This is a genomic window from Streptomyces sp. SP17BM10 (assembly GCF_036322405.1).
Classification (GTDB): domain Bacteria; phylum Actinomycetota; class Actinomycetes; order Streptomycetales; family Streptomycetaceae; genus Kitasatospora.
The window spans coordinates 1-17,961 of sequence record NZ_JAQYXB010000396.1 but is presented as its reverse complement, the minus strand read 5'-3'; the positions used below and the strand labels follow the sequence as shown (position 1 = coordinate 17,961).

Annotated in this window: 16 protein-coding genes; 8 read left to right on the top strand and 8 right to left on the bottom strand. The window is 76.2% G+C overall.

Translation table 11 applies throughout. From position 1 onward, the window contains the following. The 5 genes from PUR71_RS03000 to PUR71_RS02980 form a co-directional block, all read right to left on the bottom strand. A partial coding sequence (locus PUR71_RS03000; protein ID WP_329924721.1) for a trypsin-like serine protease occupies positions 1-1,052 on the bottom strand: 1,052 nt, incomplete at its 3' end. 29 nt (positions 1,053-1,081) lie between these two features. Continuing rightward, positions 1,082-1,267, bottom strand: coding sequence for a hypothetical protein (locus PUR71_RS02995; RefSeq protein ID WP_329924720.1), 186 nt, complete (start codon positions 1,265-1,267; stop codon positions 1,082-1,084). A gap of 568 nt (positions 1,268-1,835) precedes the next feature. Further along, complete coding sequence (locus tag PUR71_RS02990; protein WP_329924719.1) at positions 1,836-2,618, bottom strand: hypothetical protein; 783 nt, start codon at positions 2,616-2,618, stop codon at positions 1,836-1,838. A gap of 47 nt (positions 2,619-2,665) precedes the next feature. Beyond that, complete coding sequence (locus PUR71_RS02985; RefSeq protein WP_329924718.1) at positions 2,666-3,217, bottom strand: DUF6328 family protein; 552 nt, start codon at positions 3,215-3,217, stop codon at positions 2,666-2,668. Beyond that, complete coding sequence (locus PUR71_RS02980) at positions 3,214-3,831, bottom strand: MarR family winged helix-turn-helix transcriptional regulator (protein WP_329924717.1); 618 nt, start codon at positions 3,829-3,831, stop codon at positions 3,214-3,216. The genes PUR71_RS02985 and PUR71_RS02980 overlap by 4 nt, the downstream gene beginning before the upstream one ends. Positions 3,832-3,880: 49 nt before the next feature. Here PUR71_RS02980 and PUR71_RS02975 point away from each other — a divergent pair, with 49 nt between their 5' ends. The 3 genes from PUR71_RS02975 (at position 3,881) to PUR71_RS02965 (ending at position 5,732) form a co-directional block, all read left to right on the top strand. Further along, the gene (locus tag PUR71_RS02975) at positions 3,881-4,807 is read left to right on the top strand and encodes a DMT family transporter (protein ID WP_329924716.1); all 927 of its coding nucleotides are present in this window, start codon (positions 3,881-3,883) and stop codon (positions 4,805-4,807) included. 112 nt (positions 4,808-4,919) lie between these two features. Continuing rightward, the gene (locus PUR71_RS02970; RefSeq protein ID WP_329924715.1) at positions 4,920-5,495 is read left to right on the top strand and encodes a hypothetical protein; all 576 of its coding nucleotides are present in this window, start codon (positions 4,920-4,922) and stop codon (positions 5,493-5,495) included. A 51-nt stretch (positions 5,496-5,546) separates the two neighbouring features. After that, positions 5,547-5,732 carry a hypothetical protein gene (locus PUR71_RS02965; RefSeq protein WP_329924714.1) on the top strand — a complete coding sequence of 62 codons (186 nt, stop codon included), beginning with the start codon at positions 5,547-5,549 and terminating at the stop codon, positions 5,730-5,732. Positions 5,733-5,909: 177 nt separating this feature from the next. Here PUR71_RS02965 and PUR71_RS02960 read toward each other — a convergent pair whose 3' ends face one another. Together PUR71_RS02960 and PUR71_RS02955 are read right to left on the bottom strand one after the other, a co-directional pair. Beyond that, positions 5,910-6,911 carry a zinc-binding dehydrogenase gene (locus tag PUR71_RS02960; protein ID WP_329924713.1) on the bottom strand — a complete coding sequence of 334 codons (1,002 nt, stop codon included), beginning with the start codon at positions 6,909-6,911 and terminating at the stop codon, positions 5,910-5,912. 38 nt (positions 6,912-6,949) lie between these two features. Next, a complete protein-coding gene (locus tag PUR71_RS02955; RefSeq protein WP_329924712.1) occupies positions 6,950-8,461 on the bottom strand; it encodes an MFS transporter in 1,512 nt (503 codons plus the stop codon). Positions 8,462-8,698: 237 nt separating this feature from the next. Between PUR71_RS02955 and PUR71_RS02950 the strand changes: the two genes are divergently transcribed. From PUR71_RS02950 to fusA, 3 genes are all read left to right on the top strand, one after another. Then, on the top strand, positions 8,699-11,698 hold the full coding sequence (locus PUR71_RS02950) for a helix-turn-helix transcriptional regulator (protein ID WP_329924711.1): 3,000 nt from the start codon (positions 8,699-8,701) through the stop codon (positions 11,696-11,698). Between the two features lie 1,019 nt (positions 11,699-12,717). After that, positions 12,718-12,861 carry a hypothetical protein gene (locus PUR71_RS02945; RefSeq protein WP_329924710.1) on the top strand — a complete coding sequence of 48 codons (144 nt, stop codon included), beginning with the start codon at positions 12,718-12,720 and terminating at the stop codon, positions 12,859-12,861. Positions 12,862-12,980: 119 nt separating this feature from the next. Further along, positions 12,981-15,074 (top strand): elongation factor G, encoded by a 2,094-nt coding sequence (fusA, locus tag PUR71_RS02940; RefSeq protein WP_329924709.1) that lies wholly within the window; start codon positions 12,981-12,983, stop codon positions 15,072-15,074. Between the two features lie 48 nt (positions 15,075-15,122). On the opposite strand, the gene PUR71_RS02935 is transcribed toward fusA, so the two are convergent. After that, positions 15,123-15,977 carry an NAD-dependent epimerase/dehydratase family protein gene (locus PUR71_RS02935; protein WP_329924708.1) on the bottom strand — a complete coding sequence of 285 codons (855 nt, stop codon included), beginning with the start codon at positions 15,975-15,977 and terminating at the stop codon, positions 15,123-15,125. Between the two features lie 140 nt (positions 15,978-16,117). Between PUR71_RS02935 and PUR71_RS02930 the strand changes: the two genes are divergently transcribed. Next, positions 16,118-16,963 carry a helix-turn-helix transcriptional regulator gene (locus PUR71_RS02930; protein WP_329924722.1) on the top strand — a complete coding sequence of 282 codons (846 nt, stop codon included), beginning with the start codon at positions 16,118-16,120 and terminating at the stop codon, positions 16,961-16,963. A 105-nt stretch (positions 16,964-17,068) separates the two neighbouring features. Further along, the coding region (gene ypfJ / locus PUR71_RS02925; RefSeq protein WP_329924707.1) for a KPN_02809 family neutral zinc metallopeptidase at positions 17,069-17,961 on the top strand (893 nt) is incomplete at its 3' end.

Here is a 17,961-nt window from a genome sequence, read left to right as displayed (position 1 = left end):
GTGTCCGCCAGCGCGGTGTAGTAGTCGATGGAGCCGTCGGGGCGGCGGTAGAGCATGGCGAGGTCGGTGCGGCCGTCGCCGTTGAAGTCCCCGGCGACGAGCTTCATCGCGTTCCGGTCCCAGTGGCCCTCGGCCGGCACCATGTACCCGGCCGTGAAGTCGCCCAGCAACCCGTCCGTGTCGCCCGGCGCGGTGTAGAAACCGATCCGCCCGTCCGCGTGGTAGTACGCCATGAGCGCGTCCGCACGCCCGTCACCGTCCGTGTCACCGCGCACGCCGCGCTTGCGCACGACGCCGTCGACCCACCCGGCCACGTCGTCCACGCGGCTGGAGGACACTCCGGTCCGGGTCTCGGCCACCCCCAGGCACCCGCCCTGCCACGAACGCGACGCCACCGCCACCAGCTCGGCCCGGCCGTTGCTCTCACGGACCGTGGGCGCACCGGTGTCGCCCTTGCACACCGCCGCCCCGTTCTGGCCACTGGTGGCGATCGTCGTCGCCTGCACGGCGTCCAGACCGAACACCCCCGAGTGGAGCTTGCCCGGCACCCACTCGTCCTTGGTGCGCCCGTACCCCGCCACGCGCAGCTTCTCGCCCGCCACCGGCGCGCCCGCCGCCAGGGCCAGCGGCGCGATGCCGTCCACCGGCGTGCTCAGCCGCGCCAGCACGAGGTCCCGGTCGGCCCGCGGCACCAGCTGCGTCACCTGCACCTCCCGCCCGGCCGTCCCGGCCAGGTCGGTGCGCCCGATGACGGCTCCGGTCTTCCACCTCGGCGCGCCGGCCGTCAGCGCCTGCGGCTGCGCCGGGTCGTCGGAGAAGCAACTGGCGGCCGTGATCACCCAGTTGCGGTCCACCAGCGCACCGGTGCAGGAGCGGAAGCCGTCACCGATCGAGAGCTTCGCGGTGTAGGCGTACGCCCCGTCCGCCGCCGCCTCGCCGACGACGGCCCCGGCCGGCGCGGCGGAGAAGGTGGTCAGCGCACCGGCGGCCGCGGCGAGTGCGACGCAGAGTACGCCCGCGCGGCGTGAACGGGACGAAGTGCTGTGGGACATGGAACGTTCCCCCCTGGGAAGAGCCGGGATCAGCCGGCGGCAGTGGTGATGACGGTCGCAGTGGCGGTGGCAGTGGTGGGAGTGGTGGCAGCGGTGAAGGCCGTGACGCCGGCGATGGCGATGGCGGTGGTGACGGCCACGGCGGCCCGCAGGGCGCGGCCCGCGCCGGACGGCGCGCCGGCACCCCGCCGTGCGGGAGTCCCCGCCCCTCGCACCCATCCCCCTTTTCCACGGCTCCGCAGCGCATACGGACGTTGCGGTGCAAAACGCCCGGGACGGCCCGCGCCCTTCCCCCGGAACACCCTGACCAAAGGTCATGGAGGAGTAAGGCAAAGCCAAAGAACAGGAGATCACAGGACCTGGAGAAACGGCTGCGCCCTTGAGGATCTTGGCCGGAAATCCCCGGTCATCCGCATGATCACGCAGGTTCCCCCGCCGGTCCGGGGGAGCGTCGGGGCCCTGCCAGCCCGGCGCGCGCTGGGGCACCGGGGGCCATTGCGGAAACCTGAAGAGCCGGTTCGCGCCACCGCCCGGAATTTCGCGCCCCGTTCTCCGCGCGGTTCACATCGTGTGCTGTGCGTTCTCCGCGCAACCGGATGAGGCGTGGACGAAGGAGAATCAAGACGCCTTTCCCGGACATTCCGGCGCGCGCGGCGCGTGGGGTGCGGTGCGGGCGGTGTGCTCGGTGCGGTGCGGGCGGTGTGGGCGGGGTGCCGGCCGGGTGCCCGAGGCCCGGGCCGGCGGCGCCCTGGTGGGGGACGTGGTGGGGGAGAGGGGCTCGGGTCAGATCGCGGGGGCGGGGGGCTTGCCGGTTTCGTGGGCCAGGGTTTTCGTGGAGACGGCGTCGAGCAGCGGGCTCAGGCGGTCGGTCAGGCGCTGGTAGTCGGTGGTGTGGCCGTCGGACCACTGGCCGAGGCCGACGATCATCGCGCGGCCGGCGCCGGCGAAGGCCTGCACCATGCCGCTGTCGGCCGGCAGGACGGGCAGCCCGGCGCCCGGGGGCGGGGCCTGGGCGCCGACCTGGTAGTCGGTGGCGTCCGCGGCCAGCCGGGTGAGCACGTGGGCGGTGTCGGCGGGGTCGTTGAAGGTGAACACCGACAGGTTGTACTGGTTGCTGCGCTCGTCCTTGTACAGGGCGATCTGGTGGTTCAGGCAGCCGTGCCCCTGCTTCACCAGCGCGATCAGGCGCGGGCCCACCGAGTCCGGGCTCGTGCACGTGGTGAGCGTCTTCGAGCCGACCCGGGTGTAGACGATGCCGCCGGCCTTCACCTGCGAAGGGTAGGCCTCCTCCAGTGCGATCGGCGCCAGGGCGGGCGACGCGCCGGCCGACGCGACGGCCGCCGGGGACGCGGTGGAGGCGGAGGGTGCCGGGGCGGGCGTGGCGGCCGGCGCGCCGTCCTCGCCGCCCGGCTGGAGGAAACGCATCACCGCGAAGGCGAGGGCCGCCGCGCCCGCCGCGTACGCCAGGTTGCGCGGCCAGACCCGGGGCAGGTCGCCGCCGCGCTCGTCACCGCTGTTGTTGCCGTCACCGCTGTCACTGCCGTTGTTGCTGCTCCTGCTGTTCACAGGCGAACGCTAGTGGCCGGTCGCGGGCGAACTGAAGTTCGTGCAGGTCACGGCTTGATCACTGTTGTTCCGGCGGCCTGCGCCTCGCGTTCCAGCGGGCGCCGGACGGCCCACGGCAGGACGAACCACAGGCCCGCGAACGCCAGCGCCACCGCCCCGGTGATCACCAGGGCCGCCGGCGTGCCGAGGACGACGTCCAGCACCAGCAGCACCGCCCCGCTCAGCGCCGAGGCCAGCAGTACCAGGCCGAGCTGGGCGATGCGCACCGACGCCCTGACGATCCGTTCCTTGCCCGGATGGTGGAACAGTCCGCGGTGCAGCGCCACCGGCGTCGCGAACACCGCCGAGGCCAGCACCGCCAGCAGCAGCGTGGTGACGTACACGTCCTGCTGCAGGTCGCCGAGGGCGGCGAACCGCGGGGTGAACGCCACCCCGAGCAGAAACGCGAACACGATCTGCACCCCGGTCTGCAGCACCCGCAGCTCCTGCAGCAGCTCGATCAGCCGCCGGTCCGCCCGTGCCGCCGGGCTCTCCGTGAAGAAGGGCGGCGCGGGGGAGGGGGTGCCGGAGGGGGGCTGCGGCGGCGGGGTGCTGGTCATGCGTCACATTGTGCGGCCCGCGCGGGTCGGTGTCCGCCGTCCGGGCGGCCGGTGTCCGCGCCCGCCTCCAGGCGCTGCTGCCAGAGGGTCAGCAGTTCCTCCAGCGCGCCGGCCTCCCCGGGGTCGAGCAGGGCGAGCAGCCGGTGCTCGTTGCGCATGTGCGCGGTGAACGCCTCGTCGATCAGCCGCACACCCGCCTCGGTGAGCGCCACCACGCGCCCGCGCCGGTCGCCCTCGGCCTGGCGGCGGGTGACCAGCCCGGCCCGCACCAGGCGGTCGATGCGCTTGGTCATCGCCCCGGTGGTCACCATCGTGTGCGCCGCCAGCTCCCCGGGCGCCCGCTCGTACGGCGCCCCGGCCCGGCGCAGCGCCGCCAGGACGTCGAACTCGCCCTCGCCCAGTCCGTAGCGCGCGTAGACCAGGTTCAGCTCGCCGCTCAGGCGCGCGGCCAGACGGTGCAGGCGCCCGATCACGGCCTGCGGGGAGACGTCCAGGTCGGGACGCTCGCGGCGCCACTCGGCCTGGATCGCGGCTACGTGGTCCAGGCCCCGCGGGTCCTGCGGGGCGGGGTGCTGCCGGCGGGGGGCCTGCGGGGCGGGGTGCTTGGGCTCCATGGCACCCATCGTAGCGCGCATAGCTTCCCGGGAAGCTATATTGGCTTCCATGGAAGGTAATCTGCGGTGGGTGCTCCTGACCGCCCTGGCCCCCCTCGCCTGGGGCGCCAACTACTACGTCACCCGCGCCTGGCTGCCCCCCGACCGGCCCCTGTGGGGAGCCGCCCTGCGCGCTCTGCCCGCCGGCCTGCTCCTGCTCGCCCTCGCCCGCCGCCGCCCCCACGGCCCCTGGTGGTGGCGCTCGGCCCTGCTCGGCACCCTCAACACCGCCGTCTTCTTCGTCCTGCTCTACCTCGCCTCCCAGCAGCTGCCCACCAGCACCGCCGCCACCGTCATGGCCGCCTCCCCGCTGGCCATGCTGCTCACCGCCTGGGCCCTGGCCGGCCAGCGCCCCCGGCGCGCTCATCTGGCGGGTGCCTTCGTCGGGCTGGGCGGGGTCGCGCTGATGCTCCTGGGCTCCGGCGGCACGGTGACCGCCACCGGGCTCGCGTCCTCGACGGCGGCCATGCTCGTCTCCTCCGTCGGCTACGTCCTGGCCGCGCGCTGGCGCGAGGGCGCCGACCCGCTGGCCGCCACCTCCTGGCAGCTGACCGCCGGCGGCCTGCTCCTGCTGCCGCTGGCCGCCGCCGCCGAAGGGCCGCCGCCCGCCATGGACGCGCGTGTGCTGCTCGCCTTCGGCTACGTGACCGTGGTGGCGACCGCGCTCGCGTTCGCGCTCTGGTTCGCGGGCCTGCGCCACCTGCCGGCCGGCACCGTCGGCCTGCTCGGCCTGCTCAACCCGCTCGCCGGGGTGCTGCTGGGCACGGCGCTCGCCGGCGAGGACCTGGGCGCGCGCCAGGGGGCCGGACTGGTCCTGGTGCTGGCCGGCGTCCTTCTGGGCCGCCCCCGCGACCGGACCCGCACCCCGCCTCCGGGCGCGGTGCGGGCCCGGTCGCCGCAGCCGGATGCCCCCGGGCCCGTCCGCAGCGGCGGCTGAACGCCCGTCACGGCCCGCCGTCACGGCTTGTCGGCTCGGTTGGTCACGGTCGGTCCCGGTGGGTCCGGTCCGGTCGGCCGGGGTGTCGGAGGGCGTGGCTAGGCTCCCGGGCATGGGCTACACCACGCAATTCACCGGCCGCGTCGCCGTCGAGCCGCCGCTCAACGCGCACGAGATCGCCTACCTGCGCAAGTTCGCCGGCACCCGGCGCATGGACCGTGACAACGGTCCCTACTACGTCGGCGGCACCGGCTTCGCTGGCCAGGGCCCCGACGCGGACGTCCGCGACGACGGCCGGCCCCCGGCGGGCCAGCCCGGCCTGTGGTGCTGGTGGGAGCCCACCGACGACGGGTCGGCGATCCAGTGGAACGGGCACGAGAAGTTCTACGACGCGCCCGAGTGGATGGCCTACCTGATCGACCACTTCCTCAAGCCCGGCGCCCACGCCCAGGGCGAGCCCGGGTTCGAGGCCTTCACCTTCGACCACGTGCTCGACGGCGTGATCGACGCGCAGGGCGAGGAGGACTGGGACACCTGGCAGCTGACGGTGCGCGGCAACGGCGTGAGCGCATCCGGCCCCGTGGAGCCCGGGACGGTGTGGCTCTGCGGCGGCTGCACCGAGGTGATCGCCGACGAGGACACCCTCTGCTGCCCCGGGACGGACCCGATCCCCGCCTGCGCCGGATAGACGCGAGGGGGCCGGCGCGCGCACCCGGCCCACTGCACGAGCCCGCCGGTCATGCCCCTGGACCGCCCCGCCCCGCCCGCCCGCACCGTCCTGGGCCCCGGCCCCGACCTCGCCCCCGCTCACGGCCCCGCCACCCTCACCAACCGCACCGCCCGCACCGCCCGCACCGCCGCCCCCGCCACCGCCACCGTCCTCGAACACCCCCCGTACGAGACCATCGACCTGCCGGGCGCATAGGGGACGGGCGCCGGCGCCCGCAAGGCGGGCCAGGAGGTCGGCGTCGGCGTCGGGGCGCTGTTCGGTGATCAGGGCGGCGAGGTGGGCGTGCCAGGAGTGGTAGACCGGGTGCGCCTCGCGCGGGTCGCGCCCGGGGGCGACTGGGTGTCGACGCCCCGGCCCCGGCTCCGGGGCGGGTCAGAGGCGGCGGTCCAGGGCGGGGTCCAGGGCGGGGTCGGTGGCGGCCGGGGGCAGGGTCAGGACGGCTTTGCCGCGGATGTCGCGGCGGGCCAGGGCGGTGAGGGCGTCGGGGGTGCGGGTCCAGTCGGCGGTGAGGGTGGTGTGGGGGGTGAGCCGGCCGTCGGCGACCAGGCGCACCAGGGTCGCGAGGTCGGCCGCCATACCCGGCCCGGCCTCGCCGCCCGTGGCGCCGGGGGTGGGGTCGGCGCTGATCAGGCCGACGAGGCGGGCGTTCCAGCCCTGGGCGTAGAAGTCGCCGATGGACAGTTGGGAGGGCCCGGCGACGTTGCCGTACAGGACGGCGGTGGCGCCGGGGGCGAGGAGGCGGACGGCGTCGGTGAGGACGGGGCCGCCGATGCCGTCCAGGACCAGCTGGTAGGGGCCGTGGGGGGCGGCCTCCGCGAGGGTGGTGACGGTGTGGCGGGCGCCCAGGGCCAGGGCGGCCCCGGCCCGTTCGGGCCGGCTGACGTGGGCGGTGACGCGGGCGCCGGCGGCCGCCGCGAGCTGGACGGCGAACTGGCCGACGCCGCCGGTGGCGCCCGTGACCAGGACGTCCGCGCCCAGGAGCGGGCCGCCCTGGCGCAGGGCGCGCAGCGCGGTGATGCCCGCGATGGGCAGGGTCGCCGCCTGGGCGAAAGTGACGGCGTCCTCGAGGACGGCGGCGCTGTGGACGGGCACGGCCGCGCGCTCGGCCCAGCCGAGCTCCTCCAGGCGCGCCAGCACGCGGGTGCCGGCGGCGGGGCCGGTGCCGGCGGCGGCGGCGCGCAGCACGGTGCCGGCGACGTCCTGGCCCGGGCGCCAGCCGTCGGGGCGGCGGCGGATGAGGTTGAGCTCGTCGCGGTTGAGGGCGTAGGCGTGGACGGCCATGAGGAACTCGCCGTCGGCGGGCTCGGGTTCGGGTAGGGCGCCGGTCAGGCGCAGGCCGGCCGGGGCGGTGGGGTCGGTGAGGAAACCGCGCATCGTGATCAGTCCTTGACGGGGTGGCGAGGGGACGGGCGTCAGGCGGAGACAGACGTCTTGGCGGCAGGCGCAGGCGCAGGGGCGGTGGCGGGTGCCTGTGGCCGGGGCAGCCGCGTGACCAGGACGGTCGCCACCGCGTACAGCAGCGCGGCGAGCCACAGCGCGTGTTCGGCGGCGTTCGCGTAGCCGGCCGGGGTGGGGTGGTGGCCCAGGACCGAGAAGAAGACGGCGCCGAGGACGGCCACGCCGGTGGCGGTGGAGAACTGCTGGGTGGTCGTCAGGATCCCGGAGGCGGCGCCGGCCCGCTCGGGGCGCACACCGCCCAGGACGGTGCCGGTCAGGGCGGGCATGGTCAGCCCGCTGCCCAGGCCCACCAGGGCCAGCGGCGCGGCGATCAGCGGGGCGCCGGCCGAGGCGCCGGCCAGGTGCAGTTCGAGGGCGAGCAGGGTGATGCCGGCGGTGCCCAGCGCGTTGCCGGCCGGCAGGGCGCGCGATCCCAGGCGGGCGGCCAGGTGCCGGCCGAGCAGGGCGGCGGCCATGGTGCCGGCGCCCAGCGGCACGAACACCAGCCCGGCATGGGCGGCGTCCAGGCCGAGCCCGCCCTGCAGGAGCAGGGTGGTGGTGAGCATCAGGCCGCCGAAGGACGCCATGACGGCGACGTTGACGAGCAGTCCGATGCGCAGCGCCCGGGAGGCGAACAGGGCGAGGTCGAGCAGCGGCTCGCCACCGCGCGCATCCAGGCGGCGCATCCAGGCCAGGGCCGCGGCCAGCGCGGGCACGGCGGCCACCAGCGACAGCACGCTCCACAGCGGCCAGCCCTCCTCGCGTCCGACCACCAGCGGCACCAGGGCGAGCGCGAGGGCGAGGGTCAGGGCGAGCGCGCCGACCGGGTCCAGGCCGGGGCGGGCGGCGGGGGCGCGGCGGGGCAGCAGACGGGCGGCCGCGGCGAGGGCACCGACGCCGACGGGCCCGTTCACCAGGAAGATCACCCGCCAGCCCAGGCCGAACACGTCGGCCTGCAGCAGCGCCCCGCCCAGCACCTGCCCGGCTATGCCGCCCAGACTGATCGTCAGCCCGAACCAGGCCAGGGCGCGCGGGCGCTCCCCGGCCGGGAAGGCGGCCGTGATCAGGGCGAGGACCTGCGGGGCCATCGCCGCCGCCGCCAGGCCCTGCACGAGACGGGCGGCGATCAGTTCGGGGGCACTGGCGGCCAGCCCGCACAGCAGGGACGCGGCGGTGAAGCCCGCCATGCCGAGCAGGAACAGGCGGCGGTGGCCGAACAGGTCACCCAGCTTGCCGCCGGTGACCAGGCCCGCAGCATAGGTGAACCCGTAGCCGCCGACGACCAGTTCGAGCGCGGCCGGACCCGCCCCCAGGTCGCGGGCCAGGGAGGGAGCGGCGACGTTGACGACCATGTAGTCGAACGCGGCCATGAAGGTCGCCAGCAGGATCACCGGCAGGACGCGCCAGCGGCGCGGATCGGGAAGAGCGGCGTGCACGGAAGGGGCCTTTCGTCGGCGCACCGCGTGGTGCGCGGCGGTGTCGATCACCGCTGGGAAGAGCCTCGCTCCGCACACCCGCCCCGCACATGGGGCGGATTGCCTAGACACCTCTTCAGATCCGGCGCCCCTGCGCCCTGAACCCTGCCGAACGGCACACAACCAGGCCCACAACCAGGCCCGCGACCGGGCCCACCATCAGGCCCGCGACCGGGCCCACCATCAGGCTCGCGACCAGGCCCTCGACCGGCTCGGCGCCCCCGGGCGGCCCTGAGTAGGATGCCGCCGGTGATCACGCCGTCCCGCCCCGCGCCCCTGCTGGCCCGCAGCGCCGAGCTGCGCGCCCTCGCCGACGCCCACGCCCACGCGTGCGCCACCGGCCCGCTGACGGTCCTCGTCGGCGGGGAGGCCGGGATCGGCAAGACCCGCCTCGTCGAGGAGTTCACCACCCACCTCGCCGCGCACACCGACACCCGCGCCTACCTCGGCGGCTGCCTGGCCCTGGGCGCCGACAGCCTCCCCTACGCCCCGTTCGCCGCCCTGCTGCGCGCCCTGCTGCGCGAGTTCGGCACCGCGTGGACGGCCGGCGTCCTCGGCCCCGCGGGACGCCGCGCCCTCGCCCCCTGGCTGCCCGAACTCGACGACACCCCCCACCCGGACGCCCCGGACGGGCCCCGCACACCGCCCACGGCCGACCCGCCCGCATCCGGCCCGCACGGACGCTCCCGCCTCTTCGACGCCGTCCGTACCCTCGTCGAGGCCGCCGCCGCACACCACCCCGTCGTCCTGGTCGTCGAGGACCTCCACTGGGCCGACACGTCCAGCCGCGACCTCCTGCTCTACCTCGCCCGTACCCTCACCCGCCCCGGCGTCCTCCTCCTGGCCACCCACCGCTCCACCGACCTGCCCGACGACCACCCCCTGCACCCCCTGCTCACCGCCCTCACCCGCCTGGGCCCCGTACGCCGCGTCGACCCCGCCCCGCTGCGCCGCGCCGACGTCGCCCGCTGGCTGACCGATCACGGACTCGACCCCGCCCGCGCCGAGGAGATCCACCGCCGCAGCCAGGGCAACCCCCTGTTCGTCGAGGCCCTCGCCGACGCCGCCACCCCCGCCACGCCCGTCCCCCTGCGCGACCTGTTGCTCACCGCCCTGCGCGAACTGCCCGAGGCCGCACGGCAGGTGGTGCGCGCCGCCTCGGCCGCCTGCGCCGTCGAGGACAGCGTCGGCCACCGCCTGCTGGCCGCCGTTCTGCCCGAGCACGCGGACCTGGACCAGTGGCTGCGCCAGGCCGTCGAACGCCGCCTCCTGCAGCCCGACGGCGACGGCTACCGCTTCCGCCACGCCCTGCTGCGCGCCGCCGTCCACGAGGACCTGCTTCCGGGCGAGCGCGCCCGCCTGCACGCCGCCTACGCCCGCGCGCTGGCCGCCGACCCCGCCCTCGCCGCACCCGACCGCCTGGATGCCGCCCTCGCCGCCCACTGGCACGCCGCGGGCGACCGCCCCCGCGCGCTGGCCGCCGCCGCCCGCGCCGCCGACCGGGCCCGGCGCGCCCACGCCTACGCCGAGCAACTCGCCCTGCTGGAACGGGTCCTGGACCTCTGGCCCACCGACGGCCACCCCGCCGACGCCGATGCCGACGCCGCCGACGCCCTGCCCGGGCGCGCCGAGGTGGAGGCCGCCGCCGCCCGCGCCGCCCTGGACGCCGGGCAGGCCCTGCGCGGCATCGCCCACGCCACCGCCGCCCTCGACCTCCTCGCCCCCACCCCGGCCGCACCCGCCCGCCGGGCCCTGCTGCTGGAGACCCGCAGCCTGCTCAAGCACCGGGCCGGCCAGGACGGCCTGGACGACCTGCGCGAAGCCGTCCGCACCCTGCCCGCCACCGACACCGACACCGACACCGACACCGACGCCGCGCCCGCGCCCGCCCCCGACACCGCGCCCGCCCCCGCCGGCGCCGTCCGTGCCCGTCTGCTCGCCACCCTCGCCAGCCGCCTGTGGGTCCTGACCCACCACCACGAGGCCCTCGGCCACGCCGAAACCGCCCTCCGCCTCGCCCGCCGGGCCGGCGACCCGGGCGTCCAGGCCCTCGCCCTGGCCACCCTCGCCGCCCACGCCGCCCACACCGGAAACCCGCCACGGGCCCGCGCCCACTGCCAGGACGCCGCCCGCCTGGCCGCCGAGGCCAGCGACGACGACACCGCCGCCCTCGTCGCCGTCGTCGCCGCCGTCACCGACAAGGCCGCCGGCCGCTACGAGGACGCCGCCACCATCGCCCGCCACGGCCTGGACGCCGCCCGCCGGGCCGGACTGGCCGGCAGCCGCGGCGCCGTCCTGGCCGCCGTCCTGGCCGACGCCCTCACCCACCTCGGCCACCACGACCAGGCCCGCACCACCGCCGAGGACGCCCTCGCCCTGGACCCGCCGCCCCTGTACCGGGCCGTCCTGCTCACCTGCCTGGGCACCCTCGCCCTCACCGCCGACGACACCGCCGCCGCCACCGAGGCCGCCGCCCACGCCGAGCGCCTCCTGACCCCCCACTACACCGGCCGCGAGTTCCTCCTGCCGCTGCACGACCTCCAGGCGCGCACCGCCCTCGCCACCGGCGACCACCGCCGTGCCGCCCACCTGCTGCGCACCGCCCTGGCCGACCCCCACCTGGCCGACCACCCCGCCCTCGCCTGGCCGCTGGCCCACACCGGCCTGCTCACCGCCCAGGCCCTGCACCCCGACCCGGCCGCCGCCGCCCTCACCACCGCCCTCACCGCCCTCGTCGACCACCTGCCCGCCCCCGGCCCCCTCCAGCAGGCCCACCGCGCCTCCTGCCGCGCCCGCCTGAGCACCGACCCCGCCGCCCAGCACGCCGCCGTCACCGCCTGGCGCGCCCTCGCCCACCCCCACCCCCTCGCCGAAGCCCTGCTGCGCGCCGCCGACGCGGCCCTGGCCACCGGCGAGCGCACCACTGCCGAGGAACACCTGCGCGAGGCCGAGAGCCTCGCCACCGCCCTGCCCGCCCCCGCCCTCACCCGCGAAGCCGCCCGCCTGGCCACCCGCCACCGCCTGACCACCACCGCCCCCGACGGCGCCCAGGGCCTGGGCCTGACCCCGCGCGAGAGCGACGTGCTGCGCCTGGTCGCCGAGGGCCACAGCAACCGCGCCATCGGCGAGGCCCTGTTCATCTCCGCCAAGACCGCCGGCGTCCACGTCTCCAACATCCTCGCCAAACTCGCCGTCACCTCCCGCACCGAGGCCGCCGCCCTGGCCCACCGCCGCCGCCTCTTCGACTGACCCCCGCGGCCGCCGGAGCCCGGCCCGTCCCGGAGCGAACCGCCGGTACCCGGAGCGTCAGGTGCCGGAATGCCTGGCGGCGCCGTCTGCCAGGAGCGGACTTTTACCGCGGGGGAGGGGAGCTTCGCCCTCGCCCACGAGTGAGCCGTCCAGGTGCAGTGGCTGGCGGACCGTGGGAAGGTCGAGGCGATCCCTTCCTGAGCCCGGGCGGATGCTGACCGCGACTGGCCCCCATGACCGCGAAGGGAGGCGGCTGCCGACACGCTTGCTGCACGCCCTCTCCTGTCTTCCAGGGAGGGACTCGGGCTGTGGAGCCGTTTCGCTGTGCTGTCGAGGGCTCCACGGCGTGTGTGCCCTCGGACCATCGGGCTTCCGAACCAGGTCGACCACCGTGATGCTGATGTTCTCGGCCTGGAAGACGTCGCCGTTCACGGTGACATGGCCCGCTACCCGGTTGCTGACCATCACAGGTGCCGGCGCATTCTCCGGACGGTCCATCAGCGGTCCCTCTCTGCCTTCACTGTGGTGGGACCATCGGACACCCAGACTTACTCGATCCGCCCTCGTTCCCACGAATCCATGGCCGGACCCAAGGGCGGCCCCCTTCGGGTGAGTCCCGACCAGATGCCAGCTGTCCGGTAAAGCCCCAGGTGGGGAGTTGGAGAGGGCATTTCTTCGGCATGGCCGGGCTTCGGCACTCCACTCGATACGGATATGCCAGTTCGATCTGTGGGACGGGAGAAGCGACCGCCGCGCCGGCCCACGACCGGCTGACCGCCGGCGCCCGGCTCCGCCTGGACACCCCCGACGGTCCGGACACGGCGGCGTCATGCCCCTCGCCCCGCGCGCCCAAGGCCCCGACCGCGACCCCGCTTTCACCGCCAGCGCCTGGAGGCAGACCTGACCCCCGCGCCGGGGGCGCGGAAAATCCCGGTGCGCCGCGCCGCCCGCCTTCCCTAGACTCGCCGGGAAGTCACGCCCGTGACGCCGAGACCAGGAGTGAGGGGAGGGGAGTGGCCATGGCCGCCCAGCGCACCGCCGCCGCCCCCCGCCCGGCCCCGGCCGCCTCTCCCGCGTCCCGCTACGAGGTGATCCTGGTGTCCCTCTCCTTCCGGTGCCCGCTGCGCGGCCGGCACCGGGGGACGAGTGCGACGAACGCCTGAACAAGGCCACCGGCGGACGGCCATGCGCCCGACCCGCCACCACCCATGACGTCACGTCACGTCGCCACTCGTGAATCGCGCGCCCACCCACCCACGGATCACCTCCGAAAGGCCGGGCCATGCGCACCGAGACCACCACCACCGGCACCACCACCACCGGCACGACCGCCGCGATCGCCGACGTCCGCAACCTCGGCATCCTCGCCCACGTCGACGCCGGCAAGACCACCGTCACCGAACGGATCCTCTACCTCACCGGCACCACCCACAAGCGCGGCGAGGTCCACGACGGCACCACCGTCACCGACTTCGACCCCCAGGAACGCGACCGCGGCATCACCATCTTCGCCGCCGCCGTCAGCTGCGCCTGGGCCGGGCACCGGATCAACCTCATCGACACCCCCGGCCACGTCGACTTCGCCGACGAGGTCGAGCGCTCGCTGCGCGTCCTGGACGGCGCGGTGGCGGTGTTCGACGCGGTGGCCGGCGTCGAGCCGCAGAGCGAGTCGGTGTGGCGCCAGGCCGAGCGCCACGGCGTGCCCAGGATCGCCTTCGTCAACAAGCTGGACCGCGCCGGCGCCGACCTGGACGCCGCCGTCGCCTCCATCCGCGAGCACCTGCACCCGCACCCGCTGGCCGTGCAGCTGCCCGTCGGCGCCGAGGACGCGTTCACCGGCGTCGTCGACCTGATCACCCTGCGCGCCCTGACCTGGACCGAGGAGGACGGCATGCGCGAGCACCCGGTGCCCGCGCACCTGGCCGAGGAGGCCGCCGCCCGCCGGCGCGCCCTGGAGGAGGAGGTCGCCGCCCTGCACCCCGGCGCCCTGGAGGAGTTCTGCACCGACGGTGCCCTGGGCGCCGCCACCCTGACGAGCGCCCTGCGCGAGCTGACGGTCAGCGGGGAGGCGGTGGTGGTGCTGTGCGGCTCCGCCTACCGCAACCGCGGCATCGAACCGCTCCTGGACCCCGTCTGCGCCTACCTGCCCTCCCCGCTGGACGTGCCCGCCGTGAGCGGCAGCGCCGGCCCCGGCGACGACACCGTCATCGAGCGCGCCGCCGACCCCGGGCAGCCGTTCACCGCCCTGGCGTTCAAGGTGAGCGCCGCCCCCACCGGACGCCTGACCTACCTGCGCGTCTACGCCGGCCGACTGGAGAAGGGAGACCTCGTGCTGGACACCGCCACCGGCCGCACCGAGCGCGTCGCGCGCATCCTGCGCGTCCAGGCCGACCGCCGCACCGAGACCGCCTGTGCCCTGGCCGGAGACATCGTCGCCGTGATCGGCCCCAAGGCCGCCCGCGCCGGCGCCACCCTGTGCGCGCCCGGCGCCCCCATCCTGCTGGAGGCCCCGGTCAGCGCCGAGCCCGTCGTCACCGTCGCCGTCGAGGCCCGCCGCGCCGCCGACACCGACCGTCTCGCCACCGCACTGGCCCGCCTGGCCGAGGAGGATCCGTCGCTGCGGGTACGCACCGATCCCGAGACCGGGCAGCGCACGCTGTCGGGGCTGGGGGAGCTGCACCTGGAGGTCGCGGCGGAGAAGATCCGCCGCGAGCACGGCGTCGACACCGTCGTGGGCCGCCCGCGCGTGGCCCACCGCGAACGCCTGGTGGCCGGGGTGAGCGGCTTCGTCCACCGGCACGTCAAACAGGACGGCGGCGCCGGCCAGTTCGCGCACCTGGTGCTGGACGTCCAGCCCCTGGAGGACACCAGTGAGGAGGAGTTCGTGTTCACGTCCACCGTCACCGGCGGACGGGTCCCGCGCGAGTACGTGCAGGCCGTCGAGGCCGGCTGCCGCGACGCCCTCGCCGAGGGCCCGCTCGGCGGCCACCCCGTCACCGGCGTGCGCGTCACCCTCACCGACGGCGCCACCCACCCCAAGGACTCCTCCGAGCTCGCCTTCCGCACCGCCGGCCGGGGCGCCCTGCGCGCGGCCCTGCGCGCCGGACGCCTCCACTTGCTGGAGCCCGTCGCCCAGGTGACGGTCAGCGTGCCCGAGGACGCGCTGGGCACCGTCCTCGGCGACCTCGCCGCCCGCCGCGGCCAGGTCCAGGCCACCGACACCACCCGCACGAGCGCCCAGGTGACGGCCGTGGTGCCGCTGGCCGAACTGTTCGGCTACGCGAGCCGCCTGCGCTCGCGCACCCAGGGCCGCGGCACCTTCACCACCCGCCCCGCCGGCTACGCCCCCGCACCCGCGCCGGTGCCCACGGCGTGAGCCACCCGGCCGCCCCTGCCCCCGGCAGGGGCGGCCCCCAGGACTCCCTCACAGCGCCCCCGCCTCCAGCGCGGCCCACGCCGACGGGTACTGCGGGCGCCACCCCAGGTCCCGGCGCGCCGCCGCCGTCGAGCCCTGCCCCTCCCACGGGTCGAACTCCGCCGCCGACGCGCCGGCGCCCGGGTGCACGGCCCCGTTCAGGACGTGCAGGTCCCAGGCCGTCAGCGGCGCGTCGTCGCACACGTTGTAGGTGCGCCCCGCGATCCCCGGGGTCACCGCCGCCCGCCACAGCGCCTGCGACACGTCCGCGTGGTGCACCGTCGCCAGCCGCTGGTGCGCGGGCCAGGCACCGGCCCAGTGCAGGGAGTCCGCCAGGTGCGGATCGCCCTCCCCGTAGACGAACGCCAGGCGCGCCACCACCAGCGGCAGCCGCCCGCCCAGCTCCCGCAGCCCCGCCTCCGCCTCGGCCTTGGACACCGGGTACACCCCCCACACCGGGTGAGGGGCCAGCCGGTCCTCCTCCACGGCCGGACGCCCCAGCCCCCGCCCGTACACCAGCGTCGTGCTGGCCTGGACGAACCGCTCGACCCCGGCCGCGGCGGCCTCGCGCCCCAGCGCCACGGCCGCGTCCCGGTTGACCGCCCACACCTCCTCCTCGGGCACCCCGCGGAAGGCCGCCGCGACGTTGACCACCACCGACGCGCCCTCCAGGGCCCGCGCCCGGTCACCCGCCTCGCGCAGGTCCCCGCTCACCACGTCCACCCCCAGGGCGGCCAGGTCCTGCGCCCGGGCGGCGTCGCGCACCAGCACCCGCACCCGCCCGGCGCCGGCCCACCGCACCAGCCGCGGCACCAGCCGCCGGCCGACCTTGCCCGTCGCACCCGTCACCAGAATCCCCGTCACAGCCTTCTCCGTTCACACCCGTCCGGCGCTTACGGAAGAAACCCTGCCCGCCCCCGGAGCACCGCGGCAGAGACCTCCTCAACCACGGATCGCCGATCCCTGGATACACCCCGCCCCGCCGCGCCATCCTTGGACGCATGATCGACCGACCGGCCCTCGCCGACTTCCTCACCCGCTCCCGCGCCCGCCTCACCCCCGCCGACTGCGGCCTGGCCCCCACCGCCCGCCGCCGCACCCCCGGACTGCGCCGCGAGGAGGTCGCCCACCTCGCCGGCCTGTCCGTCGACTACTACGCCCGCCTCGAACAGGCCCGCGGCCCCCAGCCCTCGCCCCAGCTCCTGGCCGCCCTCGCCCGCGCCCTGCGCCTGAGCGAGGACGAGCACGACCACCTCTTCCACCTCTCCGGCCACGAACCGCCGCGCCGCCACAGCCCGCTCACCCACGTGCGCCCCGGCCTGCTGCTCATCCTCGACCGCCTCCACGACACCCCCGCCCAGGTGCTGTCCGACCTCGGCGACGTCCTCGTCCAGAACGCGATGGCCGCCGCCCTCCTCGGCGACGTCGCCGCGCACCCGCCCGGGCGGCGCAACATCGTGCTGCGCTGGTTCGCCGAACCCGCCACGCGCGCGCTGTTCGCGCCCGAGGAGCACGAGGACCTCGCCCGCGGCCACGTCGCCCACCTGCGCGCCGCCCACGCCGCCCGCCCGGGCGACCCGCGCGTGGCCGAGCTGCTCGCCCAACTCCACGCCACCGGAGCCGAGTTCGCCTCCTACTGGGAGCGCCACGAGGTCGCCGTGCGGCGCAGCAGCCGCAAGACGGTGCTGCACCCGCAGGTGGGGCGCCTGGAGCTGGAGTGCGAGGTGCTGGTCGCCGGGGGGACGGACCAGGTGCTGGTGGTGCACAGCGCCGCGCCGGGCAGCGACAGCGCCGGCCGCCTGGAGCTGCTGCGCGTGGTGGGCGGGGCCGGCCTCGCCGCCCGCGCGTGAGCCCTGCCCGGTGACGGCCCGCGCCCGCCCGCCCCCGTAGGCTGGTGCGGCCCGCCGCGCAGGCGGGCACACGGGTACGACGACGAGACAGAAGCGGGCACCGGCATGCAGTTCGACGACCAGGGCGATCTCGACACCTCACAGGTCGACGACCGGCGCGGCATCCCCGGCGGGAAGGTCGCCATCGGCGGCGGGGCGGTGGGCCTGATCGCCGTGCTGTTCGCCGTCCTGCTGGGCGTGGACCCCAAGCTGCTGGGCCTGTCCTCCGGCGGCGGCTCCACGTCCTCCACCGGCACCCGCACCGCCGGCGAGGTGCAGCAGGCGTGCCGCACCGGCGCGGACGCCAACAAGCGCCAGGACTGCCGCATCGTCGCCGTCACCAACAGCCTCCAGGACTTCTGGCGCACCGAACTGCCCAGGCGCGGCACCGCCTACAAGAGCGCCGAGACGGTGCTGTTCACCGGCCGCGTCACCACCGCCTGCGGCCCCGCGACCTCCGCCGTCGGCCCGTTCTACTGCCCCGGCGACCAGAAGGCCTACTTCGACCTCGGCTTCTTCGACGAGCTGTCCGGCCGCTTCGGCGCCAAGGGCGGCCCCTTCGCCGAGTCCTACGTCGTCGCCCACGAGTACGGCCACCACATCCAGACCCTCACCGGCGCCATGCAGAAGGTCGGCGGCGACCGCCAGGGCGCCACCAGCGCCTCGGTGCGCCTGGAGCTCCAGGCCGACTGCTACGCCGGGGTGTGGGCGCACTACGCCACCACCACCAAGCAGCCCTCCACCGGCCGCCCGCTGATCACCTCGATCACCGACCAGGACATCGCCCAGGGCCTGGACGCGGCCGCGGCCGTCGGCGACGACCGCATCCAGAAGCAGGCTGCCGGCAAGGTCAGTCCGGAGAGCTGGACTCACGGTTCCTCCGAGCAGCGCAAGAGCTGGTTCACCACGGGTTACCGCGGCGGTGACATGGCCCAGTGTGACACCTTCTCCGTCACCAG

Bases quoted from the DNA above. Each gene is read 5' to 3' on its own strand.
- PUR71_RS02985 (WP_329924718.1), bottom strand. From the start codon at position 3,217: ATGACCAGCACCCCGCCGCCGCAGCCCCCCTCCGGCACCCCCTCCCCC.
- PUR71_RS02975 (WP_329924716.1), top strand. From the start codon at position 3,881: ATGGAAGGTAATCTGCGGTGGGTGCTCCTGACCGCCCTGGCCCCCCTC.
- PUR71_RS02960 (WP_329924713.1), bottom strand. From the start codon at position 6,911: ATGCGCGGTTTCCTCACCGACCCCACCGCCCCGGCCGGCCTGCGCCTG.
- PUR71_RS02945 (WP_329924710.1), top strand. From the start codon at position 12,718: ATGGCCGCCCAGCGCACCGCCGCCGCCCCCCGCCCGGCCCCGGCCGCC.
- PUR71_RS02965 (WP_329924714.1), top strand. From the start codon at position 5,547: ATGCCCCTGGACCGCCCCGCCCCGCCCGCCCGCACCGTCCTGGGCCCC.
- PUR71_RS02980 (WP_329924717.1), bottom strand. From the start codon at position 3,831: ATGGAGCCCAAGCACCCCGCCCCGCAGGCCCCCCGCCGGCAGCACCCC.
- fusA (WP_329924709.1), top strand. From the start codon at position 12,981: ATGCGCACCGAGACCACCACCACCGGCACCACCACCACCGGCACGACC.
- PUR71_RS02970 (WP_329924715.1), top strand. From the start codon at position 4,920: ATGGGCTACACCACGCAATTCACCGGCCGCGTCGCCGTCGAGCCGCCG.